The organism is Pseudomonas sp. PNPG3, from assembly GCF_023093815.1.
In the GTDB taxonomy this organism is placed as follows: Bacteria; Pseudomonadota; Gammaproteobacteria; order Pseudomonadales; family Pseudomonadaceae; genus Aquipseudomonas; species Aquipseudomonas asiatica.
The window spans coordinates 1-253 of record NZ_JALLKV010000287.1 but is presented as its reverse complement, the minus strand read 5'-3'; the positions used below and the strand labels follow the sequence as shown (position 1 = coordinate 253).

Annotated in this window: 1 pseudogene; it reads left to right on the top strand. The window is 67.2% G+C overall.

Features of this window, described 5'->3' with window-relative positions:
- Window positions 1-253, top strand: a pseudogene (locus MJ643_RS31080) (orotate phosphoribosyltransferase); the annotation flags it as partial.

Below are 253 nucleotides of genomic sequence, written 5' to 3'. Positions count from 1 at the left end.
CACGACGGTGCGACGCTGGGCAAGCTGGCCGACTTCTACGCCCAGACCCTGCTCGCATCAGGCGTCGAGTTCGACATGCTGTTCGGCCCGGCCTACAAGGGCATCACGCTGGCCAGCGCCACCGCCGTCGCCCTGGCCGCCAAGGGCCGCAACACCTCGTACGCCTACAACCGCAAGGAAGCCAAGGACCATGGCGAAGGCGGCACCATCGTCGGCGCCAAGTTGCAGGGCAAGGTGGTGATCGTCGACGACG